Here is a 20,092-nt window from a genome sequence, read left to right on the forward strand (position 1 = left end):
TGATCGGCACATCTGCCGCCCCAACTTTGAGCATCATTCATACGCGATCTCTGGCTGGATTGGGCGACATGCCGCATAAGGCGGCTTCTAACCTGCAGGGAAGGCCGACTAACTGACGTCACTGTTCGAGGGTGTGCCGCTCGTGCCGCGCCGATGCAACAACCGAGCTGGCATCCACAGCAGAAGATGGCGATCGTCTAGAAAAGCTGCACGCCCGGCGCGTCATAGCGAGACCAACACGACACGAGGGAAACTTGCCGCTCCTAAGCTGCGTTACACTCGTCCGATCGGAGCGAATGAATGTGTCACGTATTGATGATCGAAGATGAGCCGTTCGTTGCTATGATCATCCAGGATATGCTGGAAGAGGAAGGGGCAACGTCCTCCACGTTCGCCGTAACTCAGGCATGAACCTTCCGCGTGAACGTTCGAAGCACGATAAGTGAACAAAAGACGCCTCGTGATCGCTATGAATCACCGTAAGTAACTGACAATCACGAGGAGATACGCCCTCCGAAGGCAGGGGTCAGGGGTTCGAATCCCTTCCGGTGCACCACCCCTGTTAAGCGATCGTCTTCCACACCGGATCGAGGAACGCCTGGGGATTGCCGAGCAGTTCGGGCTGCGTTGCCGCCGTCGCCTTCAGCCAGGCAGCCGGCAGGTCTGCGACGCGGGCAACGAAGGCGCCTGAGCCGACTGCCAGCATGTGGCCGGGGTGGTCGGCCATTCCCATCCACGACCGCCAGCTGACCGTATTCGTGAAATTGATATCGCACGGCACCCGATTAGCGCCCGGCTTTCTCAGGTCCGCCACCCGCGCACGGTAGGTCACCATTTCGTTGTATAGCGACGCCTTGCCGCCGGGCAGCGGGACCTTCGACGCGTTTCGCTCGAACATCCGGGCGTCGTCGCCGGTCACCTCGATGTCGTGGATGGCATTGGCGAATTCCATGCCCGGCATCTCCTTGATCGAGATGCTGCTGTCGGCCTCGATCCGCACCGGGCTGGGCGGATAGCCGCGCGGCGGCGGCTCCATGATGCGGCCGTCGTACGGGTTGCGGACGCTGCCCACGACCTCGCCGGTGTCGAAGTCGGTGTAGTGCGAGACCTCGCCGCGCGCGCCGATGAAACCGCCGTCCGGGTGGGCGCGGTAGCGCGAGAAGCAGGCGTTGACGACGCCGAACAGCGGCTTCACCTCGCCGTCGACAAGCCCGAAATAGCGGCCGCGCAGCCAGTAGATGACCAGCCGGTCGTCGAGTGCCCCGCGCATCAGCATCAGCGCGCGCAGCTTGTCGGCAGGTGCGGCGAAGGTGGTGGCGGCGGCGGCGGGCGCGACCGCCAGCGCCGCGGCGGTGCCGATCAGGCCGCGGCGGCCGATGATCATCGTCACAGGCCCAGCACCTCGACCGCCGCACGCTCGGCTGATTCGAGCGCGGCCTCCAGCCCGCGCGCGGCGGTCGCGGTATGCTCGCCGCAGAAATGCACGCGCCCCGACGGCTGCGCCATGGTCGGGACGAAGTCGGCGATCTGGCCGGGCCCGAAATAGGCCCAGTCGCCGGCGTTGAAATACTCCTGGGTCCAGCTGAACATGCGGTGCGCCTTCAGCTTGCCCTTGGCTGCGGGGCGCATCTCCTCCAGCTTCGCGACGATGCGTGCCAGCGCGGTCTGCGGCCCCAGCCGGTCCCACACGTCCGACAGCTGCCCGCGCGCCTGGACGACGAAGCCGCTGATCTGGTCGACCGAGCTGCCATAGCGCTGCGGCGTCACCGACCCGAGGATCGAGTCGGTCCACATGCCCGGCGAATGGCCGTCGGCATCCCAGAACGGCGCGCTGGCGGTGATGAAGGCGATCGACAGGCGCTGGTACGGCAGGCTGGCGACGGCGCGCGACTGCAACGGCGTGAAGCCCGGCGTGACATGGACGTTGCGCAGCGTCGAGAAGGGCAGCGAGCAGATGACGCGCGGCGCTTGGTACACGCTGCCGTCGGCGCAGCGCACCTCGGCGACATCGGCACGGCTGTCGATCGCGACGACCTCCTTGCCGAGCAGGATGTCGCCCTTCAGCGTTGCCGCCATCGCCTTGGGCAGGCGCTCGTTGCCGCCCTTGATGCTCCACGAGTTCGGACCCGCCGACAGCTGGTTCTTGACGAAGCCGACGCCGAATTCGAGCATCAGCGCCGAGACGTCGTGCGCCGTCGTGCCGTGGAACGGCGAGACGTCGTTGGCCAGCCGGATCGCGTCCTGGCTGAAGCCCTGCGCGGTCAGGAAGGCGTTGAGCGAGATGTCGAGCGGGCGCGCCGAGGGCTCGAGCCACGTCGTGTAGTCGGTCAGGCGGTTGTGCTTGGCGACCGCGACGCTCGATGCCTCCCACGGCATGAAGGCGCGGTAATCCTTGGGGAAGGGGTTGAGCGGCGACGCCGCCCACTGGTCGCGCGGGATCGGCTTGCCGCCGAGCCACAGGCCCTGCTCCTTGCCCATCCGGTAGCGCTGGCCGACCTCGACCAGTTCGAGCCCTGTGCGCTTGGCCCAGCCGATGCCGCGGCCATAGCCGTCGCCCATCGAGTTGAACCCCATCTCCGGATAGCCGGGCAGGTCGAACAGCGTGTGGACGCGCCCGCCGACGCGCTGGCGCCCTTCGAGGACGAGGACGCGCAGTCCCTCCTGCTCCAGCGTCCACGCGGCGTTCAATCCGGCGACGCCGGCGCCGAGCACGATGACGTCGATCTTGCCGGGGCGGGTGGCGGCACGCAACGGTGCGGCGACCGCGGCGAGGCCCGCCGCTCCAAGCGCGAATGTGAACTGGCGGCGGTGCATGTCGACCATCGAAATTCCCCTGAACCGCCAAATCAGACCAAGTCGCGGACAAGGTCGAGGCGAACTTCGAACCGTATCCGACAAGCGGATAGCATCCGCACGACGAGGATCTGTCCGCCAGTCGGACACCGGACCAAGCAGGGTTACGGTGTGCGCCGCACGCGCTAGTCTGGCAGCGAAACAGAAGGTCACGCCCGTGCTCAACACCTTCCAGCAAGCGATGCACCCGGCGCTGGCGCAGCCGACGCCCGACGAGGGCGCGCGGCAGGAGTTCGCGAAAAGCCTGAAGCAGTTCGTCCAGCAGGGCATCCTGCCGGGGCTGGGGCCGGTGTTCCGGGCGCGCGCGGCGCGGCGCTTCGAGCGCGAGGCCGGGCGCGCCCCCGCCGACCGCCACGACATCCGCAAGGCGATGGTCCCCGATCCGTATTTTCAGCACTACGCCGCGGTGAACCGCGTCGCGCAGGAGTTGCTGTGGGACAGCGTCATCGACAGCGTCGACCGCGACCTGCCCGCGCTCGAGACCCGCACTGCTGCGAACTCGGCGCGCAACCGGGGCAAGCTGCTGATCCCCGACGATTTCGAAGTGCCGCGCTATGTCGCGGCGCTCGACATCCACTGCATGCCCGGCGGCTATTCGGGACGCGGCGCGGACCGCGACGGCATCGCGCTGGGCGCGCTCTACGACCGCGGCGTCTACCTCTATTCGATGGGCTATACCGGCCCGAACAACGACGACATGGGCCGGTCGGTCTGCAACTATATCAAGCGCCGGCTGGACGGCTTCACGCCGAAGCGCATCCTCGACATGGGCTGCACGGTCGGCCACTCGACCCTGCCCTACAAGGAGCTGTTTCCCGACGCCGAGGTGTGGGGCATCGACGTCGCGGCGCCGCAGATCCGCTTCGCCCATGCCCGCGCCGGGGCCTTCGGCCTCGACGTCAACTTCGCGCAGATGAACGCCGAGGCGACCGACTTCGACGACGGCTATTTCGATCTCGTCGTCAGCCACATCATGCTGCACGAAACGTCGGGCAAGGCGATGCCGAAGATCTTTGCCGAATGCCACCGCGTGCTGGCGCCGGGCGGCCTGATGATCCACGCCGACTTGCCGCCGTTCGACCTGATGGACCCGTTCACCCAGTTCATTCTGGACAACGAAACCTATTACAACAACGAGCCCTTCTGGGGCGCGATGCGCGACCTCGACCAGATCGCGCTGGCGAAGGTCGCCGGGTTCCAGGCCGACACCATCCGCTTCGACACCGCACCGATGGCGGTGATGGAGTTCGCAGCCCAAGCCGCCGCCGGCTACAGCGAAGCCGCCGCCGATGCCGTCGCCGACCGCGAGTTTACCGCGGGCGAGTTCGCACCGGGCGGCGGCTGGGAAGTCCTGATCGCGCGCAAGGCCGCTGCGGCATGAGCGAGGGCATGACGCGCAGCGCGCAGGGCAAGCGGCCGCACTTCTACGAGACGCCCGCGCTCGACCAGATGATGTCGATGATCATGGTGCTGGCGGGCGAAGTCTCGGTGCTCGCCGATCACATCGACTCGATCGAGCGGGTCGCGGCGGCGAACGGCCTCGACCTGCGCGCCGGCATCGCGAGCCTCGCCCTCGACCAGGTGGCGCTGGAGGAGCGCGAGGCGCGGCGCCAGGCGCTGCTCGGGCGGCTGTTCTACCTGATGCGCAAGGAGGCCGCGGAGGCCGAAGCCGCGGAGACCGCCGAGGGCTATGCCGCGGTGATCGACGAAATCGCGGTCGGGTGACGCTGCTCGCGACCCGTACCGACGTGCGCGCAGCGCTGGCGGAGATCGTCGGCGATGCGCACGTCCTGACCGGCACGGCCGCGCTGCCGTTCGCGGGCGACGTGTATCGCACGCTCGAACCGCCGCTGGCGGTGGTGCGGCCGGGTTCGGTCGAGGAATTGCAGGCGGTGGTACGCGCGACTGCGGATACCTGCACGCCGCTCGCGGTGCGCGGCGGCGGGGCGTCGTACACCGATGGCTACCTGTCGCAGGGCAGCGGCCATGTGCTGATCGACACGGGGCGGCTCGACCGCATCGTCGCGATCGACCCCGAAGCCGGTTACGTCACCGTCCAGGCGGGCGTGACCTGGGCGGCGCTGCGCGAGGCGCTGGCAGCGCACGACCTGCGCACCCCGTTCTGGGGGCCGTTCTCGGGGCTCGCGGCGGCGATCGGCGGGTCGACGTCGCAGAACAGCACCAGCCACGGGTCGGGCGCCTACGGCATTTCGGCGGAGTCGGTGCTGTCGTTCGATGTCGTGACTGCCGACGGATCGCTGCTGAGTACCGGCTCGGCCGCAGCGGGGCTGGCACCGTTCAGCCGCCACTTCGGGCCCGACCTGACCGGGCTGTTCACCGGCGACTGCGGCGCGCTGGGCATCAAGGCGCGGATCACGCTGCCGGTCATCCGCCGCCGCGCGGCGCACCGGCCGATCTCCTTCGCCTTCCCCGATTTCGCGGCGATGCACGAGGCGATGCGCCGCGTCGCGCAGGAGCGGATCGAGGACTCGCATTTCGCCCTCGATGCGGCGCTGTCGCAGGGCCAGATCGCGCGCCAGGACCGTGCCGGGGCGTCGCTGGCGGTCGCGTGGTCGATCCTCAAGAGCTCGCCGTCGCTCGCGGCCGGCGTCCGCCAGCTCGCCCATGCCGCGACCTCGGCGCGGCGCGTCATCGGGACGTCGGCCTTCATGGTGCACTATATCGTCGAGGGCTTCGACGATGCCGAGGCGCGCGCGCGGCTGCACCGCATCCGGACCCTGACCGCGGGCCTGGGCAGCGAAATCCCGGCGACGGTGCCGGCGGTGGTGCGCGGCATGCCGTTCGCGCCACTGTTCAACACGCTGGGCCCGGCGGGCGAGCGCTGGGTGCCGCTGCACGGCGTGCTGCCGCACGCCGCGGTGCCGGGCTTTCACGTCGCGCTCGAGGCCTTCTACGCCGCGCGCGCCGAAGCGATGCAGGCCCACGGCGTGTGGACCGGCGGCATGTTCGCGACGATGGGGGCGAGCGGTTTCCTGTACGAGATCGCGCTCTACTGGCCCGACGCGTACACCGCCTACCACGAGGCAGTGATCCCGCCCGACTATCTCGCCGGGCTGCCGCGCCACACCGAGAACCCGGCGGCACGCGCCTATGTCCACCAGCTCAAGGCCGACCTGACCGCGCTCTTCGTCGCGCACGGGGCGATCAACTTCCAGCTCGGCAAGGCCTATCCCTATGCCGGGCGGCTGGGTGCCGCACCGCTGGCGCTGCTGCGCGCCATCAAGGCCGAGGTCGACCCCCACGGCCGCCTGTCGCCGGGCAACCTCGGCCTCTGACCGCCAGATGGCCAGATCGCGGCTGGGCCCTCCGTCGCGCGCCGCTGCGGCCTAGGGTCCGTTCCAGATTTCAGGTTCGGGGCTGGAAACCATGACCGACTCGCTTGGCTACCGCATGAAGTTCGCGGTCGTCGCACCGTCGACCAACACCAGCGTCGAGCCCGAATATGCCGCGATGCAGCCGCGCGGCGTGACCAATCATTTCTCGCGCATCGCGATCCCCGACACGCGGGTCACCGACGACGCCAGCTTCATGGTGATGCTCGAGACCATCCGCGCCGCGACCTTCGACGCAGTCGACGTTTCGCTGTCGATGGACCCGGGGTGCATCGTCATGGGCATGTCGGCGGAGACCTTCTGGGACGGTGCCGAGGGCGCCGAGCGGCTGCACCGCAGACTCGTCGAGCGCGCCGGCGGGCTGCCGGTGATCATGGGGTCGACCGCGGTCGACGCGGCGATCAAGGCCTATGCCGCGACCCACGGCGCGATCCGGCGCATCGGCATCATCACCCCCTACATGCCGGTCGGCGATGCCAACGTCCGCAAGTTCTTCGAGGACCAGGGCTATGAGGTGGTCAACCTCGTCGGCCTCAAGTCGCCGTCGCCGATGCTGATCGCGCACGAGAGCAGGCAGGTGCTGAAGCGCGCCGCGATTCAAGTGTCGGAAGGGGTCGATGCGATCATCCAGGCCGGCACCAACCTCGCCTTCGCCGAAGTCGCGGCGGCGGCCGAGTTCTGGCTCGAAAAGCCAGTCATCGCGATCAATACCGCGACCTATTGGCATGCGCTCAGGACCATGGGTATCGCCGACCAGATGGACGGCTTCGGCCATCTGCTGGCCAATTGCTGAGGGGTGCGGGCGATGGACTATGACTATATCCCGCTGCCCGAGCGTCTGCCGCTGCGCTGGCCGAACGGCGCGCGGGTCGCGCTGATCCTGACCTTCAACCTCGAAACCTGGGACCTGACCAAGGATACCGACCGGCCCTATTACGCCGGCGGGCCGTCGATCCTGCCCGATATCCTACCCGGCAACGTGCCCGACTTTCCCAACTACAGCTGGCGCGAATACGGCCAGCGGGTCGGCATCTGGCGGCTGTTCGAGCTGTTCGACGCGCTCGGCGTCAAGGCGTCGTGCACGACCAACGCGGTCACCTTCGAGCGGCGCAAGGCGATGACCGACGCGGTGCTGGCGCGCGGCTGGGAGCTGCTGACCCATAATTGGGAGCAGGGCGAGCTGCTGACCGATTTCGCCAGCGACCCGGCGAAGGAGCGCGAGGTCGTGCTGCGGACGCTCGACCAATTCGAACGCTTTACCGGGCGCCGGTCGAAAGGCTGGCTGTCGTCGTCGCTGCGCGGCACGCTGCAGACCGCCGACATCCTCGCCGAATATGGCGCGACCTTCTACTGCGACATCATGAACGACGATCAGCCGTACCTGCTGCGCACCCCGCACGGGCCGATCGTCTCGGTGCCCTATTCGAACGAGATCAACGACTTCACCTTCATCACCCGCAAGAACTACACCACCGACCAGTTCCGCGACGCGCTGATCGAGGAGCTCGACGTGCTGTACGCCGAAGGCGCCACGACGGGGCGGATCATGAACGTCGGACTGCATCCCCACGTCTCGGGCCGCGCGCACCGCATCCGCGCGCTGCGCGAGTTCATCGAGCACGCGAAGTCGCTGCCGGGCGTGTGGTGGGCGACCCGCGAGGAGATCGCCGACTGGTATCTGGCGAACCACGAGAGCCACATCCCGGGGCAGCTCGGCTGATGCGCGTCCTGATCGCCGGCGGCGGCATCGGCGGACTGACCGCGGCGATCGCGCTGCTCAGGCACGGCTTCGAGGTCGACGTCTTCGAGGCGGCACCCGCCTTTGCCGACATCGGCGCGGGCGTGACGCTCGCCCCCAATGCGATGACCGCGTTCGCGTATCTGGGCGTGGCCGACGCCATCGCCGCGCAGTCGGTCGAGCCGACGCGGCAGCAGGTGCGCCACTGGCAGGACGGCCGCGTGCTGATGACGCTCGATCGCGGCACGCGGATGCGCGACCTGTACGGCGCGCCCTATCTCTACACCCACCGCGCCGACCTGCACGCCATCCTCGTCGACGCGGTCGCGGCGAACGGCGGCCGGCTGCATTGCGGAGCCGCCGTCGTCGCGGCGGGGATCGACGGGGACGAGGCCCGGGTGACGCTGAGCGACGGGGGCGTCGTCGGCGGCGAACTCGTCGTCGGTGCGGACGGGCTCAAGTCGGTCGTCCGCCAGCTGTTCGATCCCGCGCCCGCCCATTTCACCGGGCATGTCGCGTGGCGCGCGCTGGTGCCCGTCGACGCCGCGCTTCGCGACCTCGCCGACAATCCCGGCAACTTCATCGGCCCCGGGCGGCTCGCGGTCTGGTATCCGCTGCGCGGCGGCAGCCTGCTCAACCTCGTGTTCTTCGGACGGCAGGCAGGGTGGAGCGACGAGGGCTGGACGATCCCCGCGCGCCGAGCCGAGCTGGAGGCGCTGTTCGCCGGCTGGAACGACACCCTCCAGCTGCTGATCGCGCGCACCGACGAGGCGCGGCTGTTCAAATGGGCGATCAACGCGCGCGCACCCCTGACCCGCTGGACGATCGGCGACCGCATCACCTTGCTCGGGGATGCTGCGCACGCGATGACGCCCTTCATGGGCCAAGGCGCATCGAGCGCCATCGAGGACGCCGTCGTCCTGGCGCGCGCGCTGGCGGCCGCGGGCACCCGGGCCGAGGGGCTGGCGCGTTACGAAGCCGCGCGGATCGAACGCACGAGCATGATCCAGCTCGAATCGAACGCCAACGCCGACCGGCTGCAGGGCAGCGACGCCGACCTGTTCGGCATGACCAAGCTGCGCAACGAGGAGACGCTCGGCCTGTTCGCCTATGACGCGGGGACCGTAACGGTCTGACGGAGCCTATCCGACTGACGACAAGTTTCGCGGCGGCCGGTGCGGCACCGGTACGGATCGGGTCAGTTTGGCGACAGTCTCCCGCTTCCCGCGAAAGCCCCCTGCCCGCATGTTCGACCCGCAAAGCCCGCTTTCGGACCAGGTCGGCGCGGCGACGCGGGCGTTCCTTGCCAAGCCGCTGCGCCTGCTGATCGGCGGACACTGGGTCGACGGCACGGCGGGCGAGACGCTGGCGACGTCGGACCCCGCGACCGGCCGCGTGCTGGCGCGCGTCGCGATCGGCGATGCGCAGGATATCGACCGCGCGGTCGCGGCGGCGCGCGCGGCGTTCGAGGGGCCGTGGAGCCGCCTGTCGGGGTTCGAGCGCGCGCGCCTGATGCGGCGGCTGGCGGCGCTGATCGAGGCCAATGTCCGGACATTTGCCGAGCTCGAGGTGCTCGACAACGGCATGCCGATCGCGCTGGCGGAGAGGACCAGCGGCATGGCCGCACAGATGTGGGACTATTACGCCGGCTGGGCGGAGCGCATCGAGGGGACCACCACCACACCCCCGGCCTTCGTCGGCGAGGCGCTGACCTATACGCTGCGCGAGCCCGTCGGCGTCGTCGGCCAGATCATCCCGTGGAACGTGCCGCTGTCGATGGCGTGCCTCAAGCTACCGCCGGCGCTCGCGGCCGGGTGCACCGTCGTGCTCAAGCCCGCCGAGGATACGCCGCTGTCGGCGCTGCTGCTCGGCGAGCTGATCCAGCAGGCGGGCTTTCCCGACGGGGTGGTCAATATCGTCAACGGGCGCGGTGCCACCGCCGGCGCGGCGCTGGTTGCGCACCCGGACGTCGACAAGATCAGCTTCACGGGGTCGAGCGACGTCGGCAAGGCGATCGTTCGCGCGGCGGCCGACACGCTGAAGAAGGTCTCGCTCGAACTCGGCGGCAAGTCACCGGTGATGGTGTTCGGCGACGCCGACCTCGACCTCGCCGTTCCCGGCGTCGCGGCGGCGACCTTCTTCCTGCAGGGCCAGAACTGCATGGCGGGGACGCGCATCTTCGTCCACGAGAGCATCCACGACCGGCTGGTCGACGGCCTTGTCGCTCATGTCGCGGCGATGCGGATCGGCCACGGCCTCGATCCCGCGACCGATGTCGGGCCGCTGATCTCCGCAAGGCAGCGCAGCCGGGTCGAGGCCTATATCGCCGACGGCATCGCCAGCGGCGCGACGCTTGCCGCTGGGGGCGAGGCCCTGCCCGGCCCCGGCAATTTCGTCCAACCGACGATCTTCACCGACTGCCGCCCCGACATGAGGATCGTGCGCGAGGAGATCTTCGGCCCCGTCATGGCGATCCAGCGCTTCGGCGACGACGATCTCGACACACTGGCGGCGCGCGCCAACGACAGTATCTTCGGCCTGTCGGGCAGCGTCTGGACGCGCGACCTGTCGACCGCACACCGCATGGCGGGGCGCATCCGCTCCGGCCACGTCTCGGTCAACTGCCACGGCGCGGTCGGGCCCAACATCCCGTTCGGTGGCTACCGCCAGTCGGGCTGGGGTCGCGAGTTCGGCCGCGAGGGGCTCGATCAGTATCTCGAGACCAAGGCCGTCACGGTGAGATTGTAGAGGGAGCTGGGCATGACGTACCGCCTTGGGGTCGATGTCGGCGGCACGTTCACCGACCTGCTGCTGTTCGACGAGCAATCGGGCGCGTTCTGGCGCCACAAGACGCCGTCGACGCCCGCCGACAGCTCGGTCGGCATCCTGACCGGCGTCGAGGCGGTGTGCGCCGCCGCCGGGATCGGCCCCAGCGACGTCGAGATCTTCCTGCACGGCACTACCGTTGCGACCAACGCCGTGCTGGAGGGCAAGGGGGCGCGCGTCGGGCTGATCGTCACCGAAGGCTACCGCCAGATCATGCAGATCGCGCGCAGCTTCGTTCCCGGCGGGCTGGCCGGCTGGATCGTCTGGCCCAAGCCCGTGCCGCTCGCGGCGCTCGAGGACACGGTCGAGGTCGGCGGGCGCATGGGCGCGCAGGGCCGGGAGCTGCGACCGCTCGACGAGGCCAGTGTCCGCGCCGCGCTCACCCGCCTGAAGGATCAGGGCGTCGAGGCGATCACCGTGTCGCTGATCAACGCCTATCTCAACGGTGCGCACGAGAGCCGCATCGGGGAGCTTGCCGCCAAGATCCTGCCCGGCGTGTCGGTGTCGCTGAGCCACGAGGTCCTGCCCGAGATGCAGGAGTACGAGCGCACGCTGACCACCGTCGCCAACGCCGCGGTGCGCCCGATCGTCAGCCGCTACGTCCGCAACCTGCGCGACAAGCTCGCGGCGACGGGCATGGCGGGCAAGCTGTCGCTGCTGCGCTCCGACGGTGGGCTGATGTCGTCCGAAAAGGCCGAGGCGCACCCGGTGTCGCTGCTGATGTCGGGTCCGGCGGGCGGCGTGACGGGCGCGCTGTGGGTCGGCAGGAACAGCGGTCTGCGCAATATCCTGACGCTCGATGTCGGCGGCACCTCGACCGACGTCGCACTGATCGAGAATCTCGAGCCGCGCCGCGTGCGGACGACCGAGGTCGGGCACCTGAGCGTGCGCGCCTCCTCGCTCGACGTGAAGACGGTCGGCGCGGGCGGCGGGTCGATCGCCTATGTCCCCGAACTGACGGGTGCACTCAGGGTCGGGCCGCAGTCGGCGGGCGCGGTGCCGGGCCCGGTCGCCTACGGCAAGGGCGGCGTGCTGCCGACGGTCACCGACGCCAATGTCGTGCTCGGCTATCTGCCCGAGGCGCTGCTTGGCGGCACCTTCAAGCTCGACCGGCCGGGGGCGACGCGGGCGGTGCAGACCATCGCCGACGCGCTCGGCATCGACCTGATGGCGGCGGCGCGCGGCATCATCGATATCGTCAACGAAAACATGTTCGGCGCGCTGCGGATGATCTCGGTCCAGCAGGGCTATGACCCGCGCCACTTCGCGCTGATGGGCTTCGGCGGCGCCGGTCCGCTCCACGTCAACGCGGTCGCGCGGCTGATGGGGTCGTGGCCCGCGGTGTCGCCGGTGTCACCCGGCGTGCTCTGCGCGCTCGGCGACGCGACGACGCGGATGCGGACCGAGACCGCGCGGTCCTTCTCGCAGCTCGCCTGCGCGACGAGTGCGGCGGCGATCATCGCGGCGCTCGACGAGATGGCGGCGCTGACGGGCGCCGAGCTCGCCGCCGACGGGATCGCCGAGGCCGACATCACCAGCCTGTTCGAGGTCGACGTGCGCTACGCCGGCCAGGCGTTCGAGGTGCCGATGACGATCGATGCCGAGACGCTGCGCCGCGACGGGCTGGAGGGGCTGATCGCGCGCTTCGACGCCGAGCATCGCCGGCTGTTCACGTTCAACATGGCGAGCGAGCACGAGATCGTGAACCTGCGCGCCGTGGCGCTCGGCCAGGCGCTCGACTTGCCGGCGGCGCAGCTCGAGCAGGGCAATGGGGACCCCGCCGCGGCTAAGCTGCGCGACCATGAGGTGTGGATCGGCGGCGCGCTGCGGCCGGCGGTGATCTACGACCGCGCCCGGCTGCGCGCCGGGGACAGGATCGCGGGGCCGGCGATCGTCACCGAGATGGACTCGACGACGCTGATCGAGAACGACTGTGTCGGGGTGGTCGACGCGGTCGGCAACATCCTGATCAATCCGGCCTGAAGGGGAACTGCCATGCCGACCCGCATCATCGAGACCGATCCCCGCCCGTTCGTCCATGTGCCGATCGATCCCGTCACCCTCGACATCATGGAGAACGCGCTGCGCAACGCGCGGGTCGAGATGGACACGACCCTCGTCCGCACCGCGATGTCGCCGGGCATCCGCGAGCAGGGTGACGCCTTCCCGCTGATCGCCGACCACCAGGGCCGCATGATCGTCGGCCAGTTCGGCAGCTATATCGGGCCGTTCCTCGAAGGCTATGACGGCACGATCGAGGACGGCGACATGATCTTCCTGTCCGATCCCTATTCGGTCGGCGGCGCGATCAGCCATTCGAACGACTGGCTGGTACTGCTCCCCGTCTTCAAGGACGGCCGGCTGATCGCCTACACCTCGATGTTCGGCCACCAGTCCGACATCGGCGGCATGGTGCCCGGATCGATGCCGATCGACGCGACGACGATCTATCAGGAGGGGGTGCGCATCCCGCCGGTCAAGATCTGGAAGGCGGGCGTCTACAACGAAGACCTGATAAAGCTGGTGATGACGCAGACGCGCACGCCGGAATGGTGCGCCGCCGACCTCAACGCGCTGATCGCCGCGTGCCGGGTCGCGTCCCGCCGCCTCGTCGAGATGTGCGAGCGCTTCGGCGACGACGTGTTCGTGTCCGCAACCGAGGAGCTGCTGGCGCGCAACCACCGCGCGATGAAGGCACTGATCGAGACGTCGATCGGCGAGGCACCCGTCAGCTTCGAGGATTATATCTGCGACGACGGGCTCGGCTACGGCCCCTACAAGATCCGCTGCACGATGTGGCGCGAGAACGGCCGGGTAGTGCTCGATTTTGCCGGCACCGACCCGCAGTCGTCGGGGTCGATCAACTTCTTCCTCAACGAGAACATGATGCGGATGTTCTTCGGGATCTACATGATCATGATCTTCGATCCGCAGATCCTGTTCAACGACGGCTATTACGACCTGATCGACGTGCGGATTCCGGAAGGCTCGCTGCTCAAGCCGGCGTTTCCAGCGGCGCTGTCGGGGCGGACGCATGCGCTGGGGCGGATCTTCGACGTGCTCGGCGGGCTGCTGGGGCAGAAGACGCCCGAGTTCCTGAACGCCGCGGGCTTCTCGTCGTCGCCGCACCTGTTTTATTCGGGTGTCGACGCGCAGGGGAAATATTTCCAGCTGTTCCAGATCGGCTTCGGCGGCATTCCAGGGCGGCCGCTCGGCGACGGGCCCGACGGGCATTCGCTGTTCCCCAACTTCACCAACGTGCCGAACGAGTTCCTCGAGCGCTATTTCCCGCTGGTCATCGAGCGGTACGAGACGCTGGCGGACTCGGGCGGGGCGGGGCTGCACCGCGGCGGCAACGGCATCGACATGGTGTACCGCTTCCTCGAACCCGGCATGATCGCGATCCACGACGACCGCTGGTTCGTCCACCCCTGGGGCGTCAACGGCGGCGAGCCCGGCGCGCGGGCACGCAAGCTGCTCGTCTCGGCGGACGGGACCGAGCGGGTCGTCGGCAACAAGGTCGAGAACCTGCCCGTCGCGGCGGGCGACGTGCTGCACTTCGTCACCTGGGGCGGCGGGGGCTGGGGCGATGCGCTCGAACGCGACCCCGCGCTGGTGCTGAAGGAGGTCGGGCAAGGACTGGTGACGGTTGGCGGTGCGCGGCGCTACGGCGTGGTGATCGCGGGCGGAGCCGTCGATGCGGCCGCGACCACGGCTTTGCGGGCCGACATGCGCGCCAGCCGCCCCGCGGTGCTGCCGGTGTTCGACCATGGCAGCGATATCGAGACGCTGCGCGCCAACTGCCTCGCCGAGACCGGCCTGCCCGCGCCGAAGCAGCCGGTGTGGCGCGTCGCGGCATGACCGGCGACCTCGCGGCGAACTATGCCGGTGCCTTCGACGGGCATCTGCAGCCTGGCAAGCGCCCCGCGCTGCTGATCGTCGATGTCGTGATGGCGTATCTCGACCCGGCCTCGCCACTCTACGCCGGGGTCGAGGCGGCGCTGGCGTCGAACGAGCGGCTGCTCGCGGCGGCGCGCGGGGCGGGGATCCCCGTGGTCTTCACCAACGTCGTCTATGCGCCGGGCGGCGTCGACGGCGGGCTGTTCTACCGCAAGGTGCCGGCGCTCAAGGCCTTCGTGCGCGGGTCGCCGATGGGCGCTTTCCCGCCGAGCCTGCAGCCGCTCCCCAGCGAGATCGTCGTCTCCAAGCAATACGCCTCGGCCTTCTTCGGCTCGTCGCTAGCGTCGACGCTGACCGCGCTCGGGGTCGACACTTTGTTCATCACCGGCTTCTCAACCTCGGGCTGCGTGCGCGCGACGGCGCTCGATGCGCTCCAGCACGGCTTCGTGCCAATGGTCGTCGCCGATGCGTGCGGCGACCGTCACGCCACGCCGCACGACGCCAACCTGTTCGACCTGCAGGCCAAATATGCCGAGGTGATCGACGAGGCCGCCGCGCTGGCGCTGATCGCCCGGCGCTAGCGAGCAATGATTACGCCCGCACAAAATTCGGTCGCGCGCCGAAATATTACGGATAGACTACCAGCCCAGGCTGGAGAGTCGCTGACGATGGAAAAAGGCGTCCCGATCCGATCGTTGAGCCGCGGCATCGCCGTGCTGCAGGCGGTCAATCGCGGCGGCTCGCTGTCGATGATGCAGATCGCGCGCACGTCGGAGGTGCCCTACCCGACCGCCTGCCGGATCGTGCAGACCTTGCTGTTCGAAGGCCTGATCGAGCGCGAGCCGGCGCGCAAACGCTATCGCCCGACGGCGCTGATCCAGACGCTTGCGTACGGCTTCCAGGGCCACGCCCCGCTGGTCCAGGCGGCGCGCGCGCATATCGTCGAGCTGACGCGACACGTCGGCTGGCCGATCTCGCTGTCGACGCACATCGGCCACTCGATGGTCATCCGCGATTCGACGCACGCGCTGACCTCGCTGACCTTCAACCATTATTATCCGGGCTATACGCTCCCCGTGCTCGAGTGCGCGGCGGGGCTGGTCTATCTCGCGCATCTGCCGCCCGAGGAGCAGAGCAACATCCTCCAGTCGCTCAAGCTGATGCGCAACGCGACCTCGACGCACATCATCACGCTGCTGGAGAAGGAGGGCCTTGCGGCCGAAATCCGCGCCCAGGGCTATGCGACGCGGGGCAACAACACCTTCACCGCGAACCCGGGCAAGACCTCGTCGATCGCCGTGCCGATCTTCGAGGGCGGGCATGTCGCCGGGTGCCTGACGCTGGCGTTCTTCTCGTCGGCGATCAAGATGGCCGACGCGGTGCGCCAGTTCGTCGATCCGCTGAAGGCATCGGCCGCGGCGATCGAGGCCGAGTTGTCGCGCGGGAACGTCGCGGTCGCCGCCTAGACGATCTCCGCCTCGCGCTGCAGGCTGAGGATCATCGCCTGGCGCATCAGGTAGGTCCGCCGCCGTTCGTCGTCGCCGAGCAGCGCCTCCAGCTTTATCTCCTGCGCGGTCTTGCCGCCGCCGTTGAGCGCTTCCATCGCCGCCTTGTTCTGGATCGTCTGCTCCTGCACGAATTCGGACGCGATGGTCCGGCGCTGGCGGTCGTAGAGCGACAGCCGCTCCTCGGGCTCGGCGCCGTCCAGCAGGATGTCGCGCAGCTTGGCGGTCAGGTTCCACGCGTCGTGCAGCCCCGAATTCATGCCGAAGCCGCCGAGCGGGTTGTTGAGGTGCGCGGCATCGCCGACCAGCAGGACGCGGCCGCGCCGGAAGGTCTCCGCGACGCGCTGGTGCACGCGATACAGCGTCCGGTGATAGGTCGCGACGCCTGCGCCGTCGCCGACCAGCCCGCTGAACACCCGCGACTTCTTGGCGTCGGACAACAGGCCGGCGTCGGTCTCGCCCGCGTCCGCTGGCACCAGCACGCGCCACAGCGTGGGCACGCGCAGCAGGACGCACCACTCGTCGGCGTCGGCCATGTAGTTGACGTTGGCGAGGTCGGTGAAATGCGCCTCGATCGGGAAGGCGGTCGACAGCGTCAGAAAGCGTTCGGGATAGGTGAAACCATCGAAGCTGATGTCGAGCCACTTGCGCACGGTCGAGTTCGCGCCGTCGGCCCCGACCAGATACTCGCACTCGAAGCGCTCGACCGCCATCGGCCCCTCGACATGGACGACGACGCCGCCCGCCCCCTGCTCGATGTGCAGCAGCCGGCGGTTGAACAGCACCTGGCCGTGCGGGTGATCCGCCAGCCGATCGCTGAGCAGCCGCGCCAGCTTGTACTGCTCGCACTGCAGGCGGAACGGGTGGCGCGTCACGTCGGCGATCTCGGTCAGATCGAGCTGGATGATGTTGCCGCTGCGCCGGTTGCGATACTGGTAGATCGGCGCCTTCAGCCCCTGCGCCAGCAGCGCGTCGAGGATGCCGAGTTCCTCCATCATGTCGAGCGACGGCGGGTGGAAGGTCGAGGCGCGCATGTCCTCGGGGCAGTCGGGGCTCGCCTCGATCAGGACGACATCGACGCCCATCTCCGCCAGCCGATAGGCCGCGACGGCTCCCACGGGGCCGGCACCGACGACGAGCACGCGGGTCCTGACGGTCATCCTCAGGCCGGGTCTTCGAGCAGCCGGATTGTCACGGTCGCGGCATCCACACGGTGCACGCTGGCGGCGCGATAGTCGGGCGACGCGATATAGGCGCGCGCTGCCGCGCCATCGGGAAAGCGGGTGACGACGACGCGCTCGCCGACCGCGGCGTCGCCCTCCAGCACGGCGGTGACGCCGCCCTTGACCAGCGCCTCGCCGCCGAAGCGTTCGCTCAGGCCCGCGATGCCCTTCGCATAGTCGGCGAAGCGCACCGGATCGGTGATCGTCACTGTCGCCACGATGTAAGCCGCCATGTCGCCACCCTGAATGCGATGGCCCGTCATAGGCCGGGGGCGGGCGGGCAATCTTCGCTCGCGCCGGGTTTCTCCGCCTGTCGATAAGTCGCGTCCGCGAAGGCTTGGATTGCGGCGATCCGCGCCCAAGCATGGTCGGGGTCGTCGTAGCGCGGCAGCTCGGTGAAGGTCGCGCCCGACACCAGCGGGGTGAGCGCCCGCGTGTCGTCGCACAGCGGATCGTCCGCCGCTGCGATCAGCAGCGCCGGGATCGCAACCAGCGGCAGGCGCGCCGCCGCCTCCCAGCGAAACGCAGCGTGATAGTTGCGGTGATAGGTCTCGCCCGCCTTCAGCACCTCGGTAACCAGTGCGCCGAGGGCCTCGGCGGACGGCAGCCCGCCGCTGCGCCGCGCGGCACGGCTGCGCTCGTACCAGGGGTAGAATAGCGACTGGTCGCGGCAGAACTGAAAAGCGCGCGCCAGCCAGGCGCCGTCGAGGTCGGGCGTAAACGGGTCGGCATAGCGCGCCAGCATCTCGGCCCGCGCGGCGTCGGTCAGCCGCTGGACGCCGTCGAGGATCAGCCGGTCGATGCGGCCAGGTGCCAGCACGGCGAGCTCCGCCGTGATCGCCGCGCCGGTGTGCGACCCGTAGAGCGCGATCCGGTCCAGCCCGAGCGCATCGATGAAGCCGAGCATGGCGTGCGCCAGATCGACGATCGTCGGCTCCGCGACCGGCAGCGCGGGACTGTCGCCGTTGCCCGGCGTGTCGGGGGCATGGACGGTGAAGCGGTCGGCGAGCCCGGCGATCAGCCCGAGCTGCTGGCGCGAACTGCCCGGCGACATGTGCAGGAGAACGAGCGGCGGTCCCGAACCGGCGCTGCGGTAATGCATCTGGCCGTGCGCCAGGTCGGCGAAGCCGCGTCGGATGATCATCGCGCTTCCCTCGTGGTGCGGGAAGCCGGTCTAGCGCGCCGTGCCGCCCGGCCGGGACGCAGGCTGGCGAATGTCCGACACGCGAGTACATCGCCGCGCAACACTGGCGTCGCCGGCTTCCATGGCGTTTGATCGGGACCGTAACTGTCTGCCGACAAGGGTTCTGGCCGATGAGCGTTTGCGGATATCCTGACAGGTGCGCGTGGCGATGACCGCCGCGGCCGGCAGCATCCGGCCCGCCAGCACGCTGGGGCTCGGCGCGCAGCTCGGCTACGGCGTCGGGCAGATCGCGGGCCAGATCTTCCGCGACGTGCCGTCGCTGCTGCTGCTGTTCTTCATGACGACGGTGCTCGGCATCGCGCCCGCGGTCGCGGGGGTGGCGATCTTCGTGCCCAAGCTGGTGTGGGGCGTCGGTTGCGACATGCTCGTCGGGGTGTTCTCCGACCGCTGGCGGCACCGCATCGCGCGCCGCTACTGGCTGCTCGCCGGAGCCTTCGGCGCACCGGTGGCGATGGTGCTGCTGTTCCACGTGCCCGAAGGCTCGACGGGGCTGCGCGTCGCCTATGTGGCGGGTGTGTTCAGCCTGTACATGGCGGTCTTCGCCAGCTTCTCGGTGCCCTATCTGGCGATCTCGGGCGAGCTGACGTCCGATCCGCGGCAGCGCAATGTCATCATGGCGTGGCGGCTGGTGTTCACTGCCGCAGGCGTCCTGATCTCCGGCATGCTTGCGCCCGCGATCATCCAGGCGCAGGGCGGCGGGCAGGCGGCGTACGAGACGATGGCGCTGGTGCTCGCCATCATTTGCCCGGTCGCGCTGGTCATCGCCTTCTTCGGGGTCGGGCATGCGTCCGCGCAGAGCGCCTATGTCGCGCCAGCGGAGACGCGCACCCGCCTGTCGCCCCGCGCGGCGCTCGGCGTGCTGCTCGTGCCCCGCTTCTCGGTCCTGCTGTCGGCGAACCTGCTGCAGCTGACGGGTGCGGGCATGGGCTATGCCTCGCTGCTGTACTTCCTGACCTACAACATGGGGCGGAGCGACGCCTTCCAGCTGATCGGCGGTATCGTGATGGCGGCGTGCGTCGGCATCGTCGTGTCGCAGCCGCTGTGGGTGCAGGTCGCCGCGCGCATCGGCAAGCGCCGCGCCTATATCGCGGCCACGCTGCTCTTTGCCGCAACCTACGCGGTGTGGGCGTTCGCCGCCGGCTGGGGGACGCTTGCCGCGTACGCCCTGTCGTTCGTCATGGCCGTCGGCAACGCCGGCTGGACGATGCTGGGCTTCTCGATGATGTCCGACATCGCGAGCGACGACGATCGCCACGCCGGGCTGTATTCCGCGGCGTGGATCGCCAGCGACAAGATCGCCTTCGCGCTGGGCGGCACCCTCCTCGTCGGGCTGATGCTCTCGGCGTTCGGGTTCGACTCGGCGAAGGCGGTGGCGGGCCTGCCGCAGTCGCCAACCGCGCTGATCGGCGTGATGGCGGCGTTCGGCCTCGCGCCCGCCGCGCTCAACGTCATCGGCGCGCTGATCATGACGCGCTGGAACAGGAACTGAG

The 20,092-nt window shown here is 69.1% G+C and carries 17 protein-coding genes; 12 read left to right on the plus strand and 5 right to left on the minus strand.

Annotated elements, in window-relative coordinates:
- Positions 1 to 562: 562 nt before the first annotated feature.
- Together FMM06_RS11995 and FMM06_RS12000 are read right to left on the minus strand one after the other, a co-directional pair.
- Positions 563 to 1,384: a DUF1838 family protein gene (locus FMM06_RS11995; protein ID WP_328591563.1), complete on the minus strand. Its 822-nt coding sequence runs from the start codon at positions 1,382 to 1,384 to the stop codon at positions 563 to 565.
- A gap of 2 nt (positions 1,385 to 1,386) precedes the next feature.
- Positions 1,387 to 2,823 (minus strand): flavin monoamine oxidase family protein, encoded by a 1,437-nt coding sequence (locus FMM06_RS12000; protein WP_235889292.1) that lies wholly within the window; start codon positions 2,821 to 2,823, stop codon positions 1,387 to 1,389.
- Between the two features lie 187 nt (positions 2,824 to 3,010).
- Here FMM06_RS12000 and FMM06_RS12005 point away from each other — a divergent pair, with 187 nt between their 5' ends.
- The 11 genes from FMM06_RS12005 to FMM06_RS12055 all read left to right on the plus strand — a co-directional run bounded on the left by FMM06_RS12005 (position 3,011) and on the right by FMM06_RS12055 (position 16,136).
- Positions 3,011 to 4,234 carry a class I SAM-dependent methyltransferase gene (locus tag FMM06_RS12005; protein ID WP_144237630.1) on the plus strand — a complete coding sequence of 408 codons (1,224 nt, stop codon included), beginning with the start codon at positions 3,011 to 3,013 and terminating at the stop codon, positions 4,232 to 4,234.
- The gene (locus FMM06_RS12010) at positions 4,231 to 4,578 is read left to right on the plus strand and encodes a hypothetical protein (protein WP_144237631.1); all 348 of its coding nucleotides are present in this window, start codon (positions 4,231 to 4,233) and stop codon (positions 4,576 to 4,578) included. The genes FMM06_RS12005 and FMM06_RS12010 overlap by 4 nt, the downstream gene beginning before the upstream one ends.
- Complete coding sequence (locus FMM06_RS12015) at positions 4,575 to 6,149, plus strand: FAD-binding oxidoreductase (protein ID WP_235889293.1); 1,575 nt, start codon at positions 4,575 to 4,577, stop codon at positions 6,147 to 6,149. Before FMM06_RS12010 ends, FMM06_RS12015 begins: the two co-directional genes overlap by 4 nt.
- 91 nt (positions 6,150 to 6,240) lie before the next feature.
- A complete protein-coding gene (locus tag FMM06_RS12020) occupies positions 6,241 to 6,999 on the plus strand; it encodes a maleate cis-trans isomerase family protein (protein ID WP_144237632.1) in 759 nt (252 codons plus the stop codon).
- A gap of 12 nt (positions 7,000 to 7,011) precedes the next feature.
- Entirely contained in the window at positions 7,012 to 7,926 is a 915-nt protein-coding gene (locus FMM06_RS12025; protein ID WP_144237633.1) for a polysaccharide deacetylase family protein, read from the plus strand.
- On the plus strand, positions 7,926 to 9,080 hold the full coding sequence (locus FMM06_RS12030) for an FAD-dependent monooxygenase (RefSeq protein ID WP_144237634.1): 1,155 nt from the start codon (positions 7,926 to 7,928) through the stop codon (positions 9,078 to 9,080). The genes FMM06_RS12025 and FMM06_RS12030 overlap by 1 nt, the downstream gene beginning before the upstream one ends.
- 109 nt (positions 9,081 to 9,189) lie before the next feature.
- Complete coding sequence (locus FMM06_RS12035; RefSeq protein WP_144237635.1) at positions 9,190 to 10,692, plus strand: aldehyde dehydrogenase family protein; 1,503 nt, start codon at positions 9,190 to 9,192, stop codon at positions 10,690 to 10,692.
- A gap of 12 nt (positions 10,693 to 10,704) precedes the next feature.
- Complete coding sequence (locus FMM06_RS12040) at positions 10,705 to 12,753, plus strand: hydantoinase/oxoprolinase family protein (protein ID WP_144237636.1); 2,049 nt, start codon at positions 10,705 to 10,707, stop codon at positions 12,751 to 12,753.
- Between the two features lie 12 nt (positions 12,754 to 12,765).
- Positions 12,766 to 14,631, plus strand: a complete 1,866-nt coding sequence (locus FMM06_RS12045; protein WP_144237637.1) for a hydantoinase B/oxoprolinase family protein — start codon at positions 12,766 to 12,768, stop codon at positions 14,629 to 14,631.
- Entirely contained in the window at positions 14,628 to 15,251 is a 624-nt protein-coding gene (locus FMM06_RS12050; protein WP_144237638.1) for an isochorismatase family protein, read from the plus strand. Before FMM06_RS12045 ends, FMM06_RS12050 begins: the two co-directional genes overlap by 4 nt.
- Before the next feature lie 87 nt (positions 15,252 to 15,338).
- Positions 15,339 to 16,136, plus strand: coding sequence for an IclR family transcriptional regulator domain-containing protein (locus FMM06_RS12055; RefSeq protein WP_144237639.1), 798 nt, complete (start codon positions 15,339 to 15,341; stop codon positions 16,134 to 16,136).
- Here the strand turns inward: FMM06_RS12055 and FMM06_RS12060 are convergent.
- The 3 genes from FMM06_RS12060 to FMM06_RS12070 are packed head-to-tail and all read right to left on the minus strand — an operon-like array spanning position 16,133 to position 18,542.
- Positions 16,133 to 17,335, minus strand: coding sequence for an FAD-dependent oxidoreductase (locus FMM06_RS12060; RefSeq protein WP_144237640.1), 1,203 nt, complete (start codon positions 17,333 to 17,335; stop codon positions 16,133 to 16,135). The two genes, FMM06_RS12055 and FMM06_RS12060, sit on opposite strands and share 4 nt — an antisense overlap.
- Before the next feature lie 2 nt (positions 17,336 to 17,337).
- Positions 17,338 to 17,631, minus strand: a complete 294-nt coding sequence (locus tag FMM06_RS12065; RefSeq protein WP_144237641.1) for a DUF1330 domain-containing protein — start codon at positions 17,629 to 17,631, stop codon at positions 17,338 to 17,340.
- 26 nt (positions 17,632 to 17,657) lie between these two features.
- A complete protein-coding gene (locus tag FMM06_RS12070) occupies positions 17,658 to 18,542 on the minus strand; it encodes an alpha/beta fold hydrolase (RefSeq protein WP_144237642.1) in 885 nt (294 codons plus the stop codon).
- A 208-nt stretch (positions 18,543 to 18,750) separates the two neighbouring features.
- On the opposite strand from FMM06_RS12070, the gene FMM06_RS12075 reads away from it, so the two are divergent.
- Complete coding sequence (locus tag FMM06_RS12075; RefSeq protein WP_144237643.1) at positions 18,751 to 20,091, plus strand: MFS transporter; 1,341 nt, start codon at positions 18,751 to 18,753, stop codon at positions 20,089 to 20,091.
- Position 20,092: the final 1 nt, after the last annotated feature.

This window comes from Glacieibacterium frigidum (assembly GCF_007097155.1).
GTDB classification, from domain to species: domain Bacteria; phylum Pseudomonadota; class Alphaproteobacteria; order Sphingomonadales; family Sphingomonadaceae; genus Glacieibacterium; species Glacieibacterium frigidum.

Bases quoted from the DNA above. Each gene is read 5' to 3' on its own strand.
- FMM06_RS11995 (WP_328591563.1), bottom strand. From the start codon at position 1,384: ATGATCATCGGCCGCCGCGGCCTGATCGGCACCGCCGCGGCGCTGGCG.
- FMM06_RS12000 (WP_235889292.1), bottom strand. From the start codon at position 2,823: ATGGTCGACATGCACCGCCGCCAGTTCACATTCGCGCTTGGAGCGGCG.
- FMM06_RS12010 (WP_144237631.1), top strand. From the start codon at position 4,231: ATGAGCGAGGGCATGACGCGCAGCGCGCAGGGCAAGCGGCCGCACTTC.
- FMM06_RS12020 (WP_144237632.1), top strand. From the start codon at position 6,241: ATGACCGACTCGCTTGGCTACCGCATGAAGTTCGCGGTCGTCGCACCG.
- FMM06_RS12025 (WP_144237633.1), top strand. From the start codon at position 7,012: ATGGACTATGACTATATCCCGCTGCCCGAGCGTCTGCCGCTGCGCTGG.
- FMM06_RS12030 (WP_144237634.1), top strand. From the start codon at position 7,926: ATGCGCGTCCTGATCGCCGGCGGCGGCATCGGCGGACTGACCGCGGCG.
- FMM06_RS12035 (WP_144237635.1), top strand. From the start codon at position 9,190: ATGTTCGACCCGCAAAGCCCGCTTTCGGACCAGGTCGGCGCGGCGACG.
- FMM06_RS12040 (WP_144237636.1), top strand. From the start codon at position 10,705: ATGACGTACCGCCTTGGGGTCGATGTCGGCGGCACGTTCACCGACCTG.
- FMM06_RS12045 (WP_144237637.1), top strand. From the start codon at position 12,766: ATGCCGACCCGCATCATCGAGACCGATCCCCGCCCGTTCGTCCATGTG.
- FMM06_RS12050 (WP_144237638.1), top strand. From the start codon at position 14,628: ATGACCGGCGACCTCGCGGCGAACTATGCCGGTGCCTTCGACGGGCAT.
- FMM06_RS12055 (WP_144237639.1), top strand. From the start codon at position 15,339: ATGGAAAAAGGCGTCCCGATCCGATCGTTGAGCCGCGGCATCGCCGTG.
- FMM06_RS12060 (WP_144237640.1), bottom strand. From the start codon at position 17,335: ATGACCGTCAGGACCCGCGTGCTCGTCGTCGGTGCCGGCCCCGTGGGA.
- FMM06_RS12065 (WP_144237641.1), bottom strand. From the start codon at position 17,631: ATGGCGGCTTACATCGTGGCGACAGTGACGATCACCGATCCGGTGCGC.
- FMM06_RS12070 (WP_144237642.1), bottom strand. From the start codon at position 18,542: ATGATCATCCGACGCGGCTTCGCCGACCTGGCGCACGGCCAGATGCAT.
- FMM06_RS12075 (WP_144237643.1), top strand. From the start codon at position 18,751: ATGACCGCCGCGGCCGGCAGCATCCGGCCCGCCAGCACGCTGGGGCTC.